We start from the raw sequence: 14,519 nt of genomic DNA, 5'->3' as shown, positions 1-14,519 counted from the left end.
TTCACCTGACCTGTGAGGAGTAGCCGGCGGCGGAGTAGAGCGCCGGGTCGTAGGGGCTGGGCCCACCGCAGGTCACGAAGCGGCGGGCGGTGGGACCGGTGTGCGGGTTGCGGGCGCCGTGCAGGACACCGGGGGACGCGTACAGGACGTCGCCCGCGCCCACGTCGATCCAGCGGTCGCGCAGGTACATCTGGCCGACGCCCTCGAAGGCGATGAACGCCTCGTCGCTGTCGGGGTGGAGATGGACGTTGAAGGTCTCGCCCGGCTGCTGGATGCCGCAGTGCAGGCACAGCCGGCTGCTGCCGTTCCCGGGCCAGAAGACGAAGTTCATGGTGGCCCGGCGTTCCGCGGCGCCGACCTGGCCGGTCCCGCCGAAGCCGCGCAGCTGAGTGGTCTCGTCCCAGAGGGAGGAGTGCAGGACGGGATCGCTCCCGACGGGTGCGTTCGCGAGGGGGGTGCGCCACACGTAGGCGGTCATGCCCCTGGCGTCCGCGGTGAGGGTGAGGGAGCGGCCGGTGGGGGCGTAGGCGGCGGACCCGCGCTCGACGGGGAGGGCGAGGTCGCCGACGGCGGCCGAGCCGGTGCCCGAGAAGATCACGGCGGTGTTCTCCTCGGCCGCGCTGTGCTCGGGGACGTACGACTCGCCGGCGGCGATCCGGACCACGTGGAGGGTGACGTGGGTGGCACCGGCGGCCGGGCTGACCGGGGTCGCGATCGTGGTCCGGGCGGCGGGGGCGGCGCCGGTGACGGGGTGGAACTCGAATTCGGCCGCGGTGATGATGCGGGCGTCACCGAGGGCGGTGGTGGTGGCGGTGGCTGTGGCGGGTGCGCTGGATGGGGGCATGCCGGTGACTGCTTCCTGTGTTCGAAGGCCGGTGCGGTGGCGCCGGCCTGCTGGTGCCGTGGGGGACCGCGGGCGGGTGCGAAACCGTGCGGCCCGTCGTACGAGGACGGGGTGGCGCCGAAGCGCTCGGTGCACCGGTGCTGGTGCTCGGTACTCGGTGCACCGGTACTGGCCGTGGACCGTGGGCCGTGGCGCGTGAGCCGGTGGCCCGGCGGGGGAGGGGCATGGTGGCCGGAACGGCTTCCGTGGCCTCTCTTCCGCTTGCCTCCGTAGGTTCGCGCGGCGGGTTCCCGGTCGTGTCCCACGTCGCTCCCGCCCCACGAGGGGACACGGGAACCGTGCGGGGAACGGTCCGCGCGAGCCGTGCCGCGGCGGGCCGTTCCCCGCCGGGCCCGGGAACGCCCGGTAGACACACGAACGCCGCACGGCGCGCCCCGGGAAGCGGGGCGCGCCGTGCGGCGTTCGTCTCGTACGGACTCTTCAGGCCCGTACGGGCTCGTGCGGAAGGTTCAGCAGACCTCCCGGGCGACCGCGGTCGAAGCCGGAGAAGAAGCCGGAGCTGGAGCCGGAGCGGCAGGCGTCGGCGCACCCGCGTCCGCGTCCGCGCCGCGGCGCGCCGGCAGCGGCAGCCGCCCCTCCGCGAGGGCGAGCGCGGCGATGACCACCGCACCGCCCACCGGCACGTTCCAGGTGACGCTCTCGCTGAGCGCCACCGCTCCGACCAGCACGGAGAACACGGGGACCAGGTAGTTGACGCCGGAGGCCGTGGTCGGGCCGGCGTCCGCGATGAGCCGGTTCATCAGGACGAAGGCGATACCGGTGGAGGCACCGCCCAGGACCAGGAGGGACAGCAGCGGGCCGGCCGTCAGCTCGCCCGGCAGGTCCCAGCCGATCGAGAAGGTGGTGATCAGACCGGTGATGACCATGGCGGAGGTGAGCTGTGCCGCGGTCACCGCGAGCGCCGGGATCTTGTACGGGGAGATGAAGCGACGGAGGTAGACGAAGCTGATCGCGTAGCTGACCGCTGCCCCGACACAGGCCAGCTGACCGCCGAGGGAGCCGAAACCATGGGTCCGCCACGGCCCGACGACGACGATCAGTCCGACGAACCCGATCACGAGCCCGGTCACCTTGCGGGCCGTGGGCTTCTCCGTGCGGATGGCCACGGCGGCCAGACCGAGGGTGACCAGGGGCGTGGCGCCCTGGATGACGCCGGCGATGGTGGCGGTGGTGTGCTGCTCCCCGACGGCGAAGAGGGTGAACGGCACGACGTTGCCGAACACCGAGGCGACGACGATGTGTCCCCAGACCGCGCGCCGGGGGAAGGCGCCCTTGGTCACGGCGAGGATCAGGGTGACGACGAGGGCGCCCACGAGGAGCCGCCCGAAGGCGAGTTGGAGGGGCGCGAAGGCGTCCAGCGACACCTTGATGAAGGCGAAGCTGCACCCCCACAGGGCGGCGAGCAGGCCGAAACGGGCCCAGTTGACGGGATTCATGTGATGACTCCTGGAAGTTCTCGAGCGGAACGAGGAAGGAGGAACAGGGAACAGGGAACGGGGAACGGAGGAGGGGGGGGGAGGGCGGGCGACGGTCGGGTCAGGGCTCGTCGACCTCGAACTGGTCGTACTTCTCCATGAGCGCGACCATCTCGGCCCGGGACGGGGTGTTGCCGTCGGCCAGGAGCTCCGCGAGACCCGTGAAGAAGGCTTCGCGGTTCTCCGCGGGCGTAAAGATGATCAGCATCTCCGCCGGTGCGTCGCTGTCGTTGCGGAAGCCGTGCACGGCGTTCTCGGGCACGTGCATGAGGTCGCCGGCGTGGGCCTTGTGCCAGCCCGTGCCGTCGTGGACGGTGACCTCCCCGGAGATGATGTAGAACGACTCCGCGATACGGGTGTGGTAGTGCGGGGCCGCTCCGGCGGCGCCCGGCAGCATGTGGTGGTGGAAGATCCCGAGGCGGCCGTCGGTGGTCGCGGCGACCGCGAGATACCGGGTGGTCGTCGTCTCCCCGATCCGGACCTTCATCGCGTCGCCGAACTTCCTCAGGCTCGACACCAGCAGCGTCATGACGGGTCTTCCCACATGCTCAGGTACCGCTCGCCGGTGTCCGGCAGGACGGTGACGACGGTCTGGTCGCGGTATTCGGGCCGGGCGGCCACCAGACGCGCGGCGTGCACGGCCGCACCGGAGGAGACGCCGACGAACAGGCCCTGCCCGGCGGCGAGTCGACGGGCGGTGTGCAGGGCGTCGGCGTCACTGACGGCGATCACCTCGTCGATCAGGGAGACATCGGTGGTCGGGGCGATGAACCCGCCGTTGAGACCGGGGATGCGGTGCCGTCCGGCCTGCCCGCCGGACAGCAGCGGGGAACCCTCCGGCTCGACCGCGACGACGCGTACCGAGGGATCCTGCTCCCGCAGGTGGCGGGCGATGCCGGTGAGGGTCCCGCCGGTGCCGACCGCGACGACCAGGGTGTCGACGCGGCGTCCGGTGGAGGTGAGGGCCGCGGTGATCTCGGGGCCGGTGGTGGCGTAGTGGGCCTCGACGTTGTCCGCGTTCTCGTGCTGGCAGGGGAACCAGGAGCCCGGGGTGACCGCGTGGATCTCCTCGGCCTTCTCGATCGCTCCCGGGTACCCCAGGTCGGCGGGCGTCCGGACGACTTCGGCGCCCAGCGCCGCCAGCAGACGCACCCGCTCGGTCGTCGCGTTGTCGGGCAGCACGATGACGCAGCGGTAACCGCGGGCCGCGGCCAGGGCGGCGAGTGAGATGCCGGTGTTGCCGGAGGTCGCCTCGACGATCGTGCCGCCCGGCGCCAGGTCGCCCCGTGTCTCGGCGGCCTTGAGCATGTACAGAGCGGCCCGGTCCTTGCTGCTGGACATCGGGTTGGCCGCCTCCAGTTTGGCCAGTACCTCGGCGCCCTGCGCCAGGCCTTCGAGCCTGAGGCGGACCAGGGGGGTGGCGCCCACGAGGTCGTCGATGCCGTCGGCGACGGCGGGCCGGACCATGGGCGGCTGCAAGGTGTTCGGTGCGAGGGTGCGCATGGTGTGCTTCCTTCTGGGATCCGGTGCAACGGAAGGGGCGGAGCGGGAGCTGCTCCGGTGGCGCGGGGGAGGGGAAAGCGGGGGAGGGGAAAGGGGGGAGCGGCTACCAGGAACCGGCCGAGGCGATGCTCGCGATGACGTCCTCGGACGTACGGCGCGGCGTGCGCCCGGTGGCGGTGGCGGCCAGCATCCGCGCGCCTGCCGGCACGTCCTTGTTGACCAGGGCCTGGGCGCCGATGACGGCGTCGTCGCCGACGGTCACCGGACCCAGCACGGTGGCGTTGGTGCCGAGGATGACGCCACGGCCCACCACCGGGTGCCGCCGGTCGCCCGCCGGCCTGTCGTTGTCGCTCCACCAGCCGACCGCGCCGAGCGTCACCTGGTGGTAGATGGTCACGTCGTCGCCGACCGTGCAGGTCTCGCCGATGACCACCGCGGCTCCGTGGTCGATGAACACCCGGCGGCCCAGCACCGCTCCGGGGTGGATCTCGACGGCGGTCAGCCGCCGGGCCCAGCGGGCCAGCAGACGTGCCGTCATCCTGCGGCCCCGGGTGTGCAGGCGGTGGGCGACCCGGTGCGTCCACAGCGCGGTCAGCGCGGGGTGCAGCGCGGCTTCGAGACGACCGCGGACGGACGGGTCGCGCTCGACGACGACACGCAGGTCCTCCCGCATCAGGCGCAGCAGACCGGCACCCGTGGTGTCGGGAGGGGTGGCCGTCGGCACGGTCCGCGTGCCGGCGGCCTCGGTCCGCCGGAAGGGCAGGACGGAAGCGGGCTCCTTGTCGGTGGCGCTCATGGGGGCTCCAGTCGGTGAAGGGGAGCGGCCGTGCACAGGTCCGGGAGGAGGGCGTGGACACACGGTCCGCTCCCGGTGGTGAGGGGGGATCCTTGACGGCCGCCACGGTGGTCGAGGTCCCTGGAAGACGGTGGCCCACCGCGTTCCCGCTCTCTTCCCGGCCCGTTCCCCGCCCGGCCGCGCCGGAGAGCCGCGCCGGGACCCGGACCGGGAACGCACGGGGAGGGATCCGGGAACGGCCACGGGAACACTGTCGTCGAGCGCCGCTCCGCGCGGGGACGCTCCGCGTGGAAGTGCTCCGCGCGGGGACGTGTGAGTGTGACCGGTACAGCCGGTCCGGCGCGGCTACGGACAAGGAAGCATCCAGACATGTACGAACCATCGGTTGTCCGGGGCACGGGGGACATGGGCGAGCGCGACAGCCGCCGGATCCCGCCCTCCGCCGAGGAGACGAGGAGCCAGCCATGAACGCGACGGCCGACCACGACCGGGAGCACCACCCCCCGGACAGCACTCCGCAGCGGCTGCTGCTGCTGTGTCCCTCCGCCCGTCTCGTGCACGAGGCCCTGTCGGCGGGCTTCGCCGTGCGCGTGCTCGCGGACGGGCGGCTGCCCCGGGACGACGGATTCCCGCCGGGAACACCGGTGGACCTCGTCGACCTCGCGGACGGGACCGCCCTGGCCGAGGCGATCGAGGTATCGGTCCGCGTCCACGGGACGCAGCGGCTGCTCGCCTGCGGGGGGACGGCGGACCTGCCCGCGGTCGCCGCGACCGCGGCCCGCCTCGGCGTGACCCCCAACCCGGTCGACGCGGCCCGCCTGCTGAGCGAGCCCGCGGCCATGAGGGCCCTGCTCAACGGCAGCCGGCACTCCTACGTGGCCGCCGCCCGGGCCCGTACGGCCCAGGAACTCCCCGCGGCGGTCGAGGAGATCGGCGCCCCGGTCACCGTACGCACCCTGCCGCCCTCCGCGCGGATCTCCGTCCCGCGGAGCGAGTGCGCCGGTGAGCGTTCCTATCTGGTGGAGCAGTACCTGGAGGGCCCGGAGTACGGCGTCGTGACCCTCACCGTCGACGGCATGCACCGGGTGGTCGGGGTCGTGGCGCTGCACGGCGCCTGGCACCCGAGCAGTCACCTCTTCCCGGCCCCGCTGGAGGAACGGGACGAGGCGGAGGCCCGTGCCATCGCGACCGAGCTGCTCGACCTCGCCGGATACGAGTTCGGCTACGCCTACACCGTGGTCGTGCTGACGGCCGACGGTCCACGCGTGGTGCGCTCGCAGGCCGACTACCCGGACGAGCCCCTGGCCTCGCTGATCGAGCTCGCCACGGGCTTCAGCGCGGAAGCGGAACTCGTACAGGCGTTGACCGGCAAACCCATGGACGTACCGACGGCCGACCGGTACGCGGCCGTCGCGTCCTACCGCCTGCCGGTGGGGCGGCTGTTGTCGGTGTCCGGGCTGGAGGCGGTGTCCGAGCTGCCCGGCGTCCACCGGGTGCACTTCCCGTACGTGTCCGGGGACGACATACCCGCCCACGGCGACGCCGCGGAGGGCTACGTGATGATCAGCGCGGAATCCACGCAGGAGGCCGCCGAGACGGTCGCCGCGACCGGGCGGCTGCTGCGCGCGGAGGTGAGCCGGCGTCCCGACCACATCTGAGGTCCGGCACATCGCTGTCCCCGACCGCCCGCACGGCCCGGAGAGGGCCGTGCGGGCGGTCCGCGTCGTCCTTAGTGTCGTCCTCCGCCGACGTGCGGCGGGCCGTGCCGACGGGGTTCCCGGGTGCTTCCCCGCACCGCCCGGCGGGCCGGTAACGGAAGCGGAACGTGCTGGGAGCGCCTGACGCGACCTTTCTTTCTGTCAGCACCGCAGACCGTGACGACAGAAGGCGGACATCATGCTTCTCAAGGGCTTCGGAACCTCGGCCGCTCACCTCGCCCACGCGGCGATCACGCTGGCCCTCGCGGCCGGTGTCGCCGCCGGAACGGCCGCCGCGAGCCCCGCCTCGGACGAGGGGCCGAACGTCGTCCCCGGCATCTCCCTCGCCTGGGACGCCCCTTCGCACCGCGCCCCGGCCCCGACGCCCGCCTCCGACGAGGGCCCGAACGTCACCACGACCGCCACCGAGGGCGACGAGGGCCCGAACGTCGTCACGGCCGGTGCGGAAGGTGATGAGGGCCCGAACGTCGTCGCGATTGGCGCCGAGGGCGATGAGGGCCCGAACGTCGTCGCGGCGGCCGGTGTCGAGGGCGATGAAGGTCCGAACGTTGTCGCGGCCGGTGCGGAAGGCGACGAGGGCCCGAATGCCGTCACGATCGGCATCGAGGGGGACGAAGGTCCGAACGTCGTCACGGCCGGTGTGGAAGGTGATGAGGGCCCGAACGTCGTCGCGATCGGCATCGAGGGGGATGAAGGCCCGAACGTCGTCGCGGCGGCCGGTGTCGAGGGCGATGAAGGTCCGAACGTCGTCACCGCCGGGACGCAGGGCGACGAAGGGCCCAACTTCCTCGCCGCCTGAGCGCGTCCGCCCCACCCGCCGAACCGCGCTCCCCCTGCCGATGCCCGCCGTGACGAACGGCGGGCATCGGCATGTCGCGCTCCCACCGCCCCACAGGGCAAGGCGGTTGCTCCGAGGAGGGTGAACGGGTCACTCCCCCCGGCGGAAACGCCCGGGAATCCCCATGGCGAGGAACGCCTCCTCGGCGGCGGCCCCCTGCTCGGCGGCGCCCGCGGTGTCACCGAGGGCCGTCAGCGCCCGGGCGATGCCGTCCAGCGCGTAGGCCTCCTCCACCCGGTGGCCCAGCCGGGCCGCGGACGCGAGCGCCTGCCGGTGCAACCCCAGCGCCCGCTCGTCGTCCCCGGCCCGGTGGAAGAACCGCCCGGCCGTGTTCCATACGGTGACCTCCCGTACGGGCGCGTCCTCCAGCCCTTTCGTGGCAAGGGCCTCCTCCACCCAGTGCAGGGCCTGCCGCTGCCGCCCGAGCCGGCCCTCGGCCTCCGCGGAGAGGACGAGCTGCAGCGCCCGGTCGGCCGGGGCCAGCGCACCGGGAGCGCGCTCACGGGCGCCCGCGAGCGTACGGGCCGCCGCCTCCACGTCGCCCATGGCCAGCCGGACCTGCGCCAGATCGCTCAGCCCGACGAGCTCCTTCTCCGACGCCCCGAGTGTGCGGGCGAGTTCGATGGACCGGGTGGCCGCGCGCACCGCCTCCTCGAAGCAGCCGCGCTCCATGTAGACGCCGCTGACGTTCGACAGCGACTCCGCCTCCGCCCGTTCGGCGCCGAGTTCGCGCTTGAGGGCGATCGACTGCTCCAGCCGGGGCAGCGCCTCGTCGAAGCGGCCGGTGGTGGCGAGCAGCAGGCCGAGGACACCGGTGTCCTTGGCCTGTCCCCGCAGGTCGCCGAGCTCGACCGCCAATTCGTGGGCCTCGACCGCCGCCGCTATGCCGTCCTCGAACCTGCCGCGCTTCCAGCAGGCGACCGCCAGGTTGGACAGGCTCAGCCGCAGCAGATCGGCCTCGTTCAGGCGGCGGGCCGCGGCGAGCGCGGTGCGGCACAGGGCGAGGAAGTCGTCCAGCCTGCCCCGCAGGTCGAGATGGAAGACGACGTTCGCCGCGAGCAGGGCGACCTCGCGGTCCAGACCCCGCCGGAACGCCAGGGTGATCGCCGCGAGGAGACCGTCCTGCTCCCGTTCGAACCAGTCACGGGCGGCCTCCGGCGAGGCCAGCGGAGCCAGTTCCGGCTCGAACGAGGGGGCGGGACGCGTCATCCGGACCCGACCGGGGAAGAGCAGGTCGCAGGCGGCGTCCGAGGCGGCGAGCGAGAACTCCAGCAAGCGGCGCACCGCGCCCTCGGCCTCCTCGGAGAACTCGCCGGTGCCACCGGAACTGCGGGTCCGCGACAGCATCAGGGCGAAGCTGCGCACGAGGTCGTGGAACGCGTAGCGGCCCGGCTCGTGCTGCTGCACGAGGTGCATGTCGAGCAGGTACTCCAGGACGTCCTCGGCGTCCCTGATGCCCGAGTCGAGAAGAGCCGCCGCCGTGTAGACGTCGAGGTCCGAGCCCGGGTACTGCCCCAGCAGCCGGAAGGACTTGCGGTAGTCGGCGCCCAGTCCCTCGTACGACAGCCGCAGTGTGACCTCCACGCTGCGTTCGCCGGCGCTGAGTTCCGCGAGGCGGTGGGCGTCGTCGCGGAGCCGGTCCACGAGGTAGCGCACGGTCCAGCGGGGCCGTTTGCGCAGCCGTGCCGCGGCGATCCGCAGGGCGAGCGGCAGATGGCCGCTGAGATCGGCCAGATCGGCGACGGCCGTGGGTTCGGCCTCCGCCCGGCGTTCCCCGATGATGCCGACGATCAGGGCGACGCTGTCCGGCGGTGCCATGGTGCCGAGGGAGACGGAGTGCGCCGCGTCCAGGTCCACGAGCAGGGCTCGGCTGGTGATCAGGACGACGGTGCCGGTGGGGGAGGCGAGGAGCGGTTTCACCTGCGCTTCGCTGACTACGTTGTCAAGCAGCAGGATCATCCGGTGTCTGGTCATGGTGGAGCGCCACAGGGTGATGCGGCCCTCCGGGTCGTCGGGGATGCGCTCGCCCGGGACGCCGAGCATGCGCAGCAGGGCTTCGGCCGCGGCGGCCGGCGTGAGGGGTTCCTCGCCGGGGGTGTAGCCGCGCAGGTCGAGGTGGAGCTGGGCGTCGGGGTACCGGTCGGCGAGACGGTGTGCGGCGCGCACGGCGAGGGAGGTCTTGCCGCTGCCGCCCATACCGTCGATGGCGACGATGAGGGGGCCGGAGCCGGTGGCGCCCTCGACGAAGCCGAGGAGTTTGTGCAGCTCCTCCTCGCGGCCGGTGAAGTCGCGCAGGTCGTAGGGCAGCGTGGAGCGGCTGCCGGTCACCGCCGGGGCCGCCGCGGAGGGCGCGGCGGCGACGGTCAGCGAGGGTTCGTTGCGCAGGATGGCCTGGTGCAGTTCACGCAGGGAGTCGCTCGGCTGGATGCCGAGTTCCTCGTCGAGCAGATCGCGGATGTTGCCGTACTCCTCCAGCGCCTCGGCCTGGCGGCCCGAGCGGTACAGGGCGAGCATGAGCTGACCGCGGAGGGTCTCGCGCAGCGGGTTGCCACCGATGGCCTCGCGGATCCCGGCGACCAGTTCGGAACCCTCCCCGGCCTCCAGCCCGAGTTCGAAGAGCTGCTCCACCGCGGTCATGCGCCGTTCCTCCAGCGCGGCGGAGGCGGCGTCGACGACCGCGCCGCCGCTGCCGGACAGCACCGGCCCGCGCCACAGGGCGACGGCTTCGCGCAGCAGCGCCGTCGCCTCGATGGCCAGGCCGGCGGCGGCGTGGTCGCGTGCCCGCCGCAGGGCGTCGGTGAACTGCAGCAGGTCGAGCTGCCCGGTCGTGACGGCGGCACGGTACCCGGGCCCGTCCGTGACGATGAGATCGCGTCCGCCGGGGATGCGCTGGCGCAGCTCGGCCACGGCCTTGCGCACCTGGTGCGCCGCGGTGGCGGGGGCGTCCTCGTCCCAGACGGCTTCGACGAGCCGGTGCACCGGCAGGACGCGCTGGGGTTCGAGGAGCAGCATCACCAGGACCCGTTCGCTGACGGGCCCTCCGACGTGGACGCGCTCGTCCCCGTCCCAACATTCCAGGGACCCGAGGATACGAAAGCGTATGGGCGCTGATTCGTGCATGGCGCGTGCCCTCTCCTCGGTACGGGGGCGGCCGTCACCGCGCTGCTCACCTGCAGGGGGCACCTCACGGCGGGGCCGGAGACCGTTTCCCGTTCCTCGATGCTCCGCAGGGAACCGCGCTCGGCGGCCGTCGTCGACGTATACATCTTCGCCCACGATGTGCACCGGTCGGCGCGGGTTCCGGCCTCTCGTGCCGCTGACGGAGGGCGCGCTGGCGGATATCGGACAAGTTTTCGTAGGGGTTTGGGCTTTGCGCAGCTCGTGGGGTTGCACCCCCACAGGACCCGACGGACGTGCCCGGACTGTGCGCAGGCGGTCGGTCGCCGCCGCCGTGCGGAGCGCCGGGCCGCGGTGCGGCGGCCGGACCCGGCGGGCGTCGTCCCCGTACGGACGTCGTCACGTGGCGTAGCAACCGGTTCCGTTTCGGTGCGTACGGGCGCGGGTCCGCGGCGTCGCCGAGCGGAGCGCGGGGCCGGACGGTGGACGTGGTGCGGCGAACGCGGGGCGCCGCGGGCACGTGTCCGCCGGCTCCGCCACGCGCACACGGCCGGTGGCCGGCGGTCCTCTGCCGCCGGCCACCGACCGTGTGCGTCGGGCTTTGTCAAGGGCGCCTCGACAGTACGGGTTCGGCGTCGTCCGGCACCGGTGCCGGGCCCGCCGGTTCCTCGGCCGGCGTGTCGGCCAGCACGCCGCCACGTCCCCAGTGATCCTGCTCGACGTCCCGCACCAGTACGGTCACGGCATCTCTCGGGCATCCCGCGATCCGGGCCACCGTCGTGGTCAACTCGCCCACAAGATCGGCTCGTTTCTGTCGGTCGTTGCCCTTCCACCAGTCCACGGTCACCACAGGCACAGTGCTCTCCTTGCTTGTCGGGTTGTTCGCCGGATTGTTCGGCCGGCTGTCCGCCGGTTGTTCGTCGATCGCTTTCCGGTCCGGTTTCCCGGTCCGGGCGAGGCGGTCCAGCGGGTGCCCGGCCGGGCGGTCACGGCAGGGCTCCGGCCGGTTGCGGGCGGTTCCCGCCGAGGGCCCGGGCGGTGGACGCCGCCCCGCGCAGGAGCACCTCGGTCACCGAGGTGAAGTCGGCCACGACGTGGTCGGCACCGGCGGCACGGAGCGCCTCGACGGGGTCGGCGCCGTAGGCGCCGTAGGAGACGCCCACGGCCCGGAGACCGGCCGCACGGGCCGTCGTCATGTCGGTGGCGGTGCCGCCGACGTACCAGGACCGCGACGCCCGTGCGCCGAGGTCGGCCAGGACCCGCACCACCAGGTCGGGATGCGGCTTGCCGCGTCCGACCATGTTGTGGCCCACGACGGTGTCGAACCTGTTGAGGATGCCGGTGGCGTCCAGCAGCGCGTGGGCGTCGGCGTACACCTTCGAGGTGGCGACACCGAGCGGGTGCCCCGCCGCCCGCAGCCGGTCGAGCCCTTCGGCCACGCCGGGCAGCAGGAGCGCCGGGCCCCGGCCCAGGACGTCCGTGACGAAGCGGCGCCGGTACCGGGCGACGGCCTCGGCGGTCACGGTGTCGTGGACGCACGTGCCCAACAGCCGTGCGAACAGCGCCTGCGGGGGTTTACCCAGCACCGCCGACACCTCCGTCCGCGTGGGACGGGCGCCGAGGTCCCGGGCGACGGCGCCGATCAGCTCGACGGTGGCGGCCGGGGTGTCGGTGAGGGTGCCGTCGATGCCGAAGACGAACACGGAGGTCATACCGCGGCCTTTCCGTCGTGCCGGACGACGCGCGGCGTTCCACCGGTGCGCGGTGACGGGTCCATGGGGGTCTCCAAACCGGTTGCCGGAACGAAGGCGGGGACTGCAGCGGGGAGTACGGCACGGGCGGCGGCGGACCTGCCGCCGTCCGGGTCACCAGGACTGTCCCGGGCCCCGTTCCCGTTCCGTTCCCGCCGGGTGACCGTCTCGCCGGGCGCGGCGGCCCTCACGTGCGCAGGGACCTACTGTTCGCCCAACCTGGTGGCGCGCTGGTCGGCCTGCGGGCCCGGACCCCGGCCGCCGGTGAAGCGCGTGGGCCGGAAAGCCGCGAGGAGACCCTGTTCCCGGCCGGTCGTGATCTCGGCCGCCACCAGGCGTCCCAGGACGGGTGCCAGGGTGACGCCGCTGTGCGAGACGAGGCAGTAGACGCGGGGATGCCCCGAGGCGTGACCGGCGATGGTGCGGCCGTCCGCGGGCAGCGACCGGACACCGACGCGCAGGTCGATCTCCGGTGCCCGGCCCCGCCGGGTGACCAGTGCGGAGAACCGGCGCGCGAAGGTGCCCGCGACGTCTCCGTCGGCGGACGGGGGGTCGGCCGGATCGACGTCCGCGTTCAGGTCGAGGGCCTGCAGGACCGCGCACCCGTCACCGGCGGGCCGGAGGTTGAGGCCGGGGCTGTGGACCACGCAGCGCAGGGCGAGCCCCGGGTGGCGTACGTATCCGAGCAGACCGACGGCCGGCGATCCGCGCCCGGTGTCCGTCACCATGGGAACGTCGATCCCGGCCCGCGCGGCGAGCCGCCGCGTCCAGCGGCCCGCCGCCAGCACGACCCGGTCGGCCGGCCTGACCTCGCCCCCGGCCAGGGTGACGGTCACCCGGTCGGGCCCCTCGTCGATCTCCACGGCCTCGCCGACCACGTACTCGGCACCGTGCCGCTCGGCATCCGCGAGCAGGCTGCGCACGAAGAGGCCGGGCAGCACGTATCCCTCGCCGGGGAAGTGCGCGATGCGCGTGATGGTCGTCGGGATCCGCAGCGGACCCGAGATCCGTGCCGCTTCGGCGGGCGTGACCCACCGTGCGGGGTAACCGAGGGACTGCAGGCGTTCCACGTTGTCCGCGAGCCACTGTTCGTTCGCGGCGTCCGCCCACTGCAGCGCCCCGCTGGGGAAGTACGACGGCGCACCGGGCAGCTGTCCGGCGAGCCGGGCGTGTTCCTCCATCCCCGCGAGGCCGAGCCGGTGGTAGTCGGGGTCGAGCCTGCGGTACGAGTTGGTCCAGGCGAAGGTGGTCGCGCTCGTCCCCGTGCCGGCTCCCCGCCGGTCGAGCAGGAGGACGTCCTCACCGGCGACGGCGAGCTGCCTCGCGACGCCCACGCCCAGCACACCGGCCCCTATGACAATGACCCTCATGGTCCGCCCGGCTCCTCTCCGGCGGCGGCGCCGTCAGGCGCCGCCGACACCACGTGTGGACCGGACCATGCCACGCGAACGCCGATCCGTCACCGGTGTCGGTCACCTCCGCACGGGCGGTGTCGGTCATCCCCGCGGGCGGCGAGGAGATCGTGGCGCCCGCGCGGGTCATCGTCCCGTCATCCGGCGGCCAGCGAGGCCAGCACCGTGGCCGCCGGCGCCGAACGTGCCACCATGCCGGACACCGAGGTGTTCTCGGAACGGGCGTGCGCGCCCGAGCCGACCGCTCCGATGCCGTCCAGGACGGGCGTACCCGCGGCCACGACGAAGTTGCCGTCGCTCGCCCCGCCGACGGACACCTCCCGCAGATCCTCTCCGAGCAGCGCCGCGCACCGGCGGGCCGCCTCCGCGAGCGCCGCGACGACCGCCTGCTCCAGGGCGGTGAGCGCTCGTGGCGTCCCGTCCCAGTCGGCGCGGTCGCAGGAGGAGGCCGGTGAGCCGGGCCGCAGGTCGGCCGCCGCCTCGGCGGGCAGCGGATCGGTGTCCCACATCGACGCCGAGGTGAACGCGCGGATGACGGGTACGGCCTCGGTGCTGGTGATGAGGTCGGCCGCCGGCAGGTCGGTGAAGAGGATCCGCATCACCTCCTCGTTGTCGCGGGCGACGAAGTCGACGACGAGATCGGCGGCGCCGGTGACGACGGCCACGAACCGCACGTCCGGGCTGGCGGTGAGCCGGTCCGCGACGTCCAGACCGCGGCCGGGCCTGGCCCGCACCCGGACGAGCATGGAGGATCCCTCCCGCGTCCGGTCCAGCTCCAGGGTGCCGACGACCCGCAGCAGCCCCCGCTCGCGCAGGGACCGGTAGCGCCGCTGGGCGGTCGTCCCGCTGGCGTCCACCCAGCGCGCCACCGCGCTCCACGGGGCACGGCCGTCGAGCTGGAGCGCGGCGATGATGCGCCGGTCCAGCTCGTCGACGGCGGCCACGGGGGCTCGGTGGTCCATGACGCCGACGCCAATGAGCGCCCGGCCCCGTCAATGAAGGAAT

General features: G+C 73.5%; 12 protein-coding genes. 2 read left to right on the top strand and 10 right to left on the bottom strand.

Features of this window, described 5'->3' with window-relative positions; genetic code table 11:
- Position 1: 1 nt before the first annotated feature.
- From QFZ75_RS00750 to epsC, 5 genes are all read right to left on the bottom strand, one after another.
- Complete coding sequence (locus QFZ75_RS00750; RefSeq protein WP_307533234.1) at positions 2-844, bottom strand: cupin domain-containing protein; 843 nt, start codon at positions 842-844, stop codon at positions 2-4.
- 509 nt (positions 845-1,353) lie between these two features.
- Positions 1,354-2,340 (bottom strand): DMT family transporter, encoded by a 987-nt coding sequence (locus tag QFZ75_RS00745; RefSeq protein WP_307533232.1) that lies wholly within the window; start codon positions 2,338-2,340, stop codon positions 1,354-1,356.
- 100 nt (positions 2,341-2,440) lie between these two features.
- Complete coding sequence (locus QFZ75_RS00740) at positions 2,441-2,908, bottom strand: cupin domain-containing protein (RefSeq protein ID WP_307533230.1); 468 nt, start codon at positions 2,906-2,908, stop codon at positions 2,441-2,443.
- Positions 2,905-3,882: a PLP-dependent cysteine synthase family protein gene (locus QFZ75_RS00735; RefSeq protein ID WP_307533228.1), complete on the bottom strand. Its 978-nt coding sequence runs from the start codon at positions 3,880-3,882 to the stop codon at positions 2,905-2,907. The genes QFZ75_RS00740 and QFZ75_RS00735 overlap by 4 nt, the downstream gene beginning before the upstream one ends.
- A gap of 103 nt (positions 3,883-3,985) precedes the next feature.
- Positions 3,986-4,567, bottom strand: coding sequence for a serine O-acetyltransferase EpsC (gene epsC / locus QFZ75_RS00730; RefSeq protein ID WP_373466016.1), 582 nt, complete (start codon positions 4,565-4,567; stop codon positions 3,986-3,988).
- A 575-nt stretch (positions 4,568-5,142) separates the two neighbouring features.
- Between epsC and QFZ75_RS00725 the strand changes: the two genes are divergently transcribed.
- Together QFZ75_RS00725 and QFZ75_RS00720 are read left to right on the top strand one after the other, a co-directional pair.
- Entirely contained in the window at positions 5,143-6,336 is a 1,194-nt protein-coding gene (locus QFZ75_RS00725; protein ID WP_307533227.1) for a hypothetical protein, read from the top strand.
- A gap of 238 nt (positions 6,337-6,574) precedes the next feature.
- Positions 6,575-7,195, top strand: a complete 621-nt coding sequence (locus tag QFZ75_RS00720) for a hypothetical protein (RefSeq protein WP_307533225.1) — start codon at positions 6,575-6,577, stop codon at positions 7,193-7,195.
- Between the two features lie 129 nt (positions 7,196-7,324).
- Here QFZ75_RS00720 and QFZ75_RS00715 read toward each other — a convergent pair whose 3' ends face one another.
- The 5 genes from QFZ75_RS00715 to QFZ75_RS00695 form a co-directional block, all read right to left on the bottom strand.
- The gene (locus QFZ75_RS00715; protein WP_307533223.1) at positions 7,325-10,246 is read right to left on the bottom strand and encodes a BTAD domain-containing putative transcriptional regulator; all 2,922 of its coding nucleotides are present in this window, start codon (positions 10,244-10,246) and stop codon (positions 7,325-7,327) included.
- Between the two features lie 709 nt (positions 10,247-10,955).
- A complete protein-coding gene (locus QFZ75_RS00710) occupies positions 10,956-11,201 on the bottom strand; it encodes a 4-oxalocrotonate tautomerase family protein (RefSeq protein WP_307533221.1) in 246 nt (81 codons plus the stop codon).
- A gap of 136 nt (positions 11,202-11,337) precedes the next feature.
- Positions 11,338-12,063 (bottom strand): HAD family hydrolase, encoded by a 726-nt coding sequence (locus QFZ75_RS00705; RefSeq protein WP_307533219.1) that lies wholly within the window; start codon positions 12,061-12,063, stop codon positions 11,338-11,340.
- A gap of 242 nt (positions 12,064-12,305) precedes the next feature.
- The gene (locus tag QFZ75_RS00700) at positions 12,306-13,472 is read right to left on the bottom strand and encodes an FAD-binding oxidoreductase (protein ID WP_307533218.1); all 1,167 of its coding nucleotides are present in this window, start codon (positions 13,470-13,472) and stop codon (positions 12,306-12,308) included.
- Between the two features lie 179 nt (positions 13,473-13,651).
- Positions 13,652-14,476, bottom strand: coding sequence for an Lrp/AsnC family transcriptional regulator (locus QFZ75_RS00695; protein WP_307533216.1), 825 nt, complete (start codon positions 14,474-14,476; stop codon positions 13,652-13,654).
- Positions 14,477-14,519: the final 43 nt, after the last annotated feature.

Origin of the sequence: Streptomyces sp. V3I8 (assembly GCF_030817535.1) — a bacterium.
GTDB lineage: Bacteria > Actinomycetota > Actinomycetes > Streptomycetales > Streptomycetaceae > Streptomyces.
This window is presented reverse-complemented; position numbering and strand designations above follow the sequence as displayed.